This window comes from Devosia sp. (assembly GCF_041917035.1).
Taxonomy (GTDB): Bacteria; Pseudomonadota; Alphaproteobacteria; order Rhizobiales; family Devosiaceae; genus Devosia_A.
In genome coordinates, this window is the sequence record NZ_JAYRYM010000292.1 from 1 (window position 1) to 4287 (window position 4287).

The 4287-nt window shown below is 68.6% G+C and carries 4 protein-coding genes and 1 pseudogene; 2 read left to right on the plus strand and 3 right to left on the minus strand.

Features of this window, described 5'->3' with window-relative positions; translation table 11 throughout:
* Nucleotides 1–155: 155 nt before the first annotated feature.
* Nucleotides 156–1769, minus strand: a complete 1614-nt coding sequence (locus ACE3TU_RS19620; RefSeq protein WP_374627309.1) for a phosphoenolpyruvate carboxykinase — start codon at nt 1767–1769, stop codon at nt 156–158.
* Nucleotides 1770–2030: 261 nt separating this feature from the next.
* On the opposite strand from ACE3TU_RS19620, the gene ACE3TU_RS19625 reads away from it, so the two are divergent.
* Together ACE3TU_RS19625 and ACE3TU_RS19630 are read left to right on the plus strand one after the other, a co-directional pair.
* Nucleotides 2031–3080 carry a lysine-2,3-aminomutase-like protein gene (locus tag ACE3TU_RS19625; RefSeq protein ID WP_374627310.1) on the plus strand — a complete coding sequence of 350 codons (1050 nt, stop codon included), beginning with the start codon at nt 2031–2033 and terminating at the stop codon, nt 3078–3080.
* Nucleotides 3081–3083: 3 nt separating this feature from the next.
* Entirely contained in the window at nt 3084–3296 is a 213-nt protein-coding gene (locus ACE3TU_RS19630) for an alkylphosphonate utilization protein (RefSeq protein WP_374627312.1), read from the plus strand.
* A gap of 30 nt (nt 3297–3326) precedes the next feature.
* Here the strand turns inward: ACE3TU_RS19630 and ACE3TU_RS19635 are convergent, their stop codons facing one another.
* Nucleotides 3327–3830 carry a MaoC family dehydratase gene (locus ACE3TU_RS19635; protein ID WP_374627314.1) on the minus strand — a complete coding sequence of 168 codons (504 nt, stop codon included), beginning with the start codon at nt 3828–3830 and terminating at the stop codon, nt 3327–3329.
* Nucleotides 3831–3941: 111 nt separating this feature from the next.
* A pseudogene (locus tag ACE3TU_RS19640) lies at nt 3942–4265 on the minus strand (DNA/RNA nuclease SfsA); the annotation flags it as partial.
* Nucleotides 4266–4287: the final 22 nt, after the last annotated feature.

The window sequence follows — 4287 nt, forward strand, 5'->3', positions numbered from 1 at the left end:
ACACCCGTTCTGCAACCAGCCCCCTCCTCATCCTGAGGTGCGAGCGAGCGCAAGCGAGCGAGCCTCGAAGGACGCACTTCGGTCGTGCAGGGCGCCCGCCCAAGAAAAAGCCCGGCGCGATGGCCGGGCTTTCTCGTTTCTGGAACCCCGAAGGCTCACTCCGCAGCGAGCTGCACCGCCGGGGCGGCCGCCTTCACGTCGGCGTCCACATAGGGCTCGAACTTGGCGAAGTTGTCCTGGAACATCCGGACGAGCTTGCGCGCCGTGGCGTCGAACTCGGCTTTGTCGCGCCAGGTCTTGATCGGGTAGAGCATGTGCGGCGGCACGCCGGGCACCGAGGTCGGCACCGAGAAGCCGAAATAGGGATCGCGGCGGAAGTTGGCGCGGTTCAGCGAGCCGTCGAGTGCCGAGCGCAGCAGCAGGCGGGTGATCGAGATCGGCATGCGCCGTCCGACGCCATGCATGCCGCCGGTCCAGCCGGTATTCACCAGCCAGCAGTCGACATGGTGGCGGGCGATCAGCTCGCGCAGCAGGTTGCCGTACTCCGAGGGGTGGCGCGGCATGAAGGGCGCGCCGAAGCAGGTGGAGAAGGTCGGCTGCGGCTCGGTGACACCCTTCTCGGTCCCGGCCACCTTGGCGGTGAAGCCGGAGAGGAAGTGGTACATCGCCTCCGCCGGGGTCAGCTTGGCGATCGGCGGCATGACGCCGAAGGCATCGGCCGTCAGCATCACGATGTTCTTCGGGTGGCCGGCGCGGCCCGTCTCCGAGGCATTCGGGATGAAGTGCAGCGGGTAGGCGATACGGGTGTTCTCGGTCTTCGAGCCGTCGTCGAAGTCCGGCATCCGCGACACCGGGTCGATGACGACGTTCTCCATCACCGAACCGAAGCGCTCGGAGGTGGCGAAGATCTCCGGCTCGGCCTCGCGCGACAGCTTGATCGCCTTGGCGTAGCAGCCGCCCTCGAAGTTGAAGACGCCGTCCTTGCCCCAGCCGTGCTCGTCGTCGCCGATGAGCGTGCGGGTCGCATCCGCCGACAGGGTGGTCTTGCCGGTGCCGGACAGGCCGAAGAACACCGCGACGTCGCCGTTCGGCCCGACATTGGCCGAGCAGTGCATCGGCATGACCTTCTGCGGCGGCAGGAGGAAGTTGAGCATGGTGAAGACGCTCTTCTTCATCTCGCCGGCATAGGAGGTGCCGCCGATCAGCACGATCTTGCGGGTGAAGTCGCAGGCGATCACCGTCTCGGTGCGCACGCCGTACTTCTTCGGGTCGGCCCGGAACGAGGGCAGGTCGACAATGGTCATGTCCGGCACGAAGGAGGCGAGCTCCTCGCGGGCCGGGCGGATCAGCAGGTTGCGGATGAACAGGCTGTGCCAGGCATATTCGGTGAAGACGCGGGTCTTCAGACGGGTCGCCGGGTCGGCACCGCCGTGGAGGTCCTGGGCGAAGAGCTCGCGGCCCTTGGCGTGCTCCAGCATGTCCGCCATCAGCTGGTCGAAGGCGGCCGGGGTGATGGCGCCGTTGTTGTCCCACCAGACCGTCGATTCGGTGGTGGCGTCGCGCACCACGAACTTGTCCTTGGGCGAGCGTCCGGTGTGCTGGCCGGTCTCGGCGACCAGCGGACCGCCGGCGGAAAGCTTCGCCTCGCCGCGGGCGATCGATTCCTCGACCAGCTGCGGCTCGAGATAGTTCCAGTGCAGGGCCTTGAGCCCCGAAAAGCCGAACGCGTCGGCCCCATGCGCCTTATTCCAGGTTCCGGTCTCGGCCAAGGAACGCCTCCCTCAAGGTCCTCGTCATGACGCGCGGGCGCGCCAGGGACTGCCATGCAAATTCGGCGCCGGGACGGGGGCCTCGGCGGAGGCGATCCCCGTAAGCCAAAGGCTCTTTGCCGGCAAGCCCGCCGGAGGGCGGAGCGGGTGCCTGCCCGCTACTTTCTTGTAACGCGGTGAACTTGGCCGAGGTTCGCGCTGCCGATCAAGTTTGGCCGTTTTTGGCTTGCCTTCGCGGGCGGAAGCGACCATGAGGCCGCCATGGCACCCCGTGACCGCACCCTGCGCAGCGCGGCCGAGCTCGTCTCGGCCGGGCTCATCGCGTCCGATGCCGCTCAAGATGCGACGAAAGTGGGGGAGCGCTATGCCGTGGCGGTGACGCCCGACATGGCCGCGCTCATGGCCGGCACCGGGCCGGCCGACCCGATCGCCCTGCAATTCCTGCCCGACATCCGGGAACTGGACAGCCGCCCCGGGGAGCGCGCCGACCCCATCGGCGACGACGCCCATTCGCCGGTCACCGGCATCGTCCACCGCTATCCCGACAGGGTGCTGCTCAAGATCGTCCATGTCTGCCCGGTCTATTGCCGCTTCTGCTTCCGCCGCGAGATGGTCGGGCCGAAGGGCCGCGGCGGCCTGGACGAGGCCGAGCTCGCGGCGGCGCTCGCCTATATCGCCGCCCGGCCGGAGATATTCGAGGTCATCCTGACCGGCGGCGACCCCTTCGTCCTGTCGGCCCGCCGGACCCGCGAGGTCACCCGGGCGATTGCCGCCATTCCCCACGTGAAGGTCATCCGCTGGCACACCCGCGTGCCGGTCGTGGCGCCCGAGCGCGTCACGGCGGAGTTCGCCCGCGCGCTTCGGGCGCCGGGCAAGGCCGTCTATGTCGCCGTCCACGCCAACCATGCCCGCGAGTTCACGCCCGCCGCCGGACAGGCGCTGGCGCGACTCGCCGATGCCGGCATCGCCCTCGTCAGCCAGTCGGTGCTGCTCAGGGGCGTCAACGACAACGCGGCGACGCTGGCGGACCTCATGCGCGCCTTCCTCGCCAACCGGGTGAAGCCCTACTACCTGCACCACCCGGACATGGCCCCCGGCACCGCCCATTTCCGCCTGTCTATCGCCGAGGGCCAGGCGCTCATGCGGGCCCTGCGCGGCCGTCTCTCGGGCCTTGCCCAGCCGACCTACGTGCTCGACATCCCCGGCGGCGAGGGCAAGGTCCCGGTCGGCCCCGGCTATCTCGGCGAGGGCGACGTCACCGACTGGCGCGGCGCCCGGCACTCCTATCCCCCGATACCCGCGAAGGACTGAACCATGGACGTGAAGGATTCCAACGGCGCCCTCCTGAAGGACGGCGACAGCGTCACCATCATCAAGGACCTCAAGGTCAAGGGCACCTCGGTGACGCTGAAGCGCGGCACGCGGGTGAAATCCATCCGCCTGACCGACGATCCCGACGAGGTCGAGTGCAGTGTCGACAAGGTGAAGGGCCTGGTGCTGCGCACCGAGTTCCTGAAGAAGGCGTGAGGCCGGCGGGGCGGCCCCCGTCGCCCCTCATCAGCCCTTCGGCTCGGGCCGGTGCCTGCCGCCCGGGCCCTGGCCGCGGCGATAGACCATGACCGTGCGGCGGAAGGTGATCACCACGTCACCGGACTGGGTGTAGCCCTTGGTGCGCACGGTGAGGATGCCGACCTCCGGCCGCGACCCCGAATCGCGCTTCTCCAGCACCTCGCTCTCGGAATAGATCGTGTCGCCCTCATGGACCGGGTTCGGCAGGCGCACCTCGTCCCAGCCGAGATTGGCGAAGACGTTCTGGCTGATGTCGGTCACCGACTGTCCGGTAACCAGCGCGATGGTGAAGCAGGAATTGACCAGCGGCTTGCCGAAGCCGGTATGGGCCGCGTAGTTCGCGTCGAAATGCGGATGCGCCGTGTTCTGGGTCAGCAGCGTGAACCAGATGTTGTCGGCCTGGGTGATCGTGCGTCCCATGGGGTGGCGATAGACGTCGCCGATCTCGAAATCCTCGAAGAAGCGGCCCTGCCAGCCCGGTTTCACGCTCATCTCGCAGCTCTCCTCGTCCGGCCGCCGCCGGGGATATGTCGCGTCCTTCATGGGCGACACCGTGGCGCCGGACAAGTCCGCCGAAACGGCAGGGCGCCCAGCCAGGCCAGGCTATTCGGCGACCTCCACCGCCCGCTCCACGACGATCTCCTCGGGGCTGAGCCGGCACCGCCAGGCGAGCATCTCGACGCCGCGCGCCCGCGCCCGGTCGAAGGCGCGTCCATAGGCGGGGTCGATGTCGCGGGCGAGGGAGAAGCGGTCGGCACCGCCATACTGGATGAGAAAGACCATCACCGCCCGGTGGCCGGCCTCCACCATGTCGCCGAGCTCGTCGAGGTGCTTCGCGCCGCGCGACGTCACCGAGTCCGGAAATTCGGCGAGGCCGGGCTGCCGCATCAGGTGGACGTTCTTCACCTCGACATAGCAGGGCGGGCGCCCCGCTCAGGTCAGCAGCATG

Bases quoted from the DNA above. Each gene is read 5' to 3' on its own strand.
- ACE3TU_RS19625 (WP_374627310.1), top strand. From the start codon at position 2,031: ATGGCACCCCGTGACCGCACCCTGCGCAGCGCGGCCGAGCTCGTCTCG.
- ACE3TU_RS19630 (WP_374627312.1), top strand. From the start codon at position 3,084: ATGGACGTGAAGGATTCCAACGGCGCCCTCCTGAAGGACGGCGACAGC.
- ACE3TU_RS19635 (WP_374627314.1), bottom strand. From the start codon at position 3,830: ATGAGCGTGAAACCGGGCTGGCAGGGCCGCTTCTTCGAGGATTTCGAG.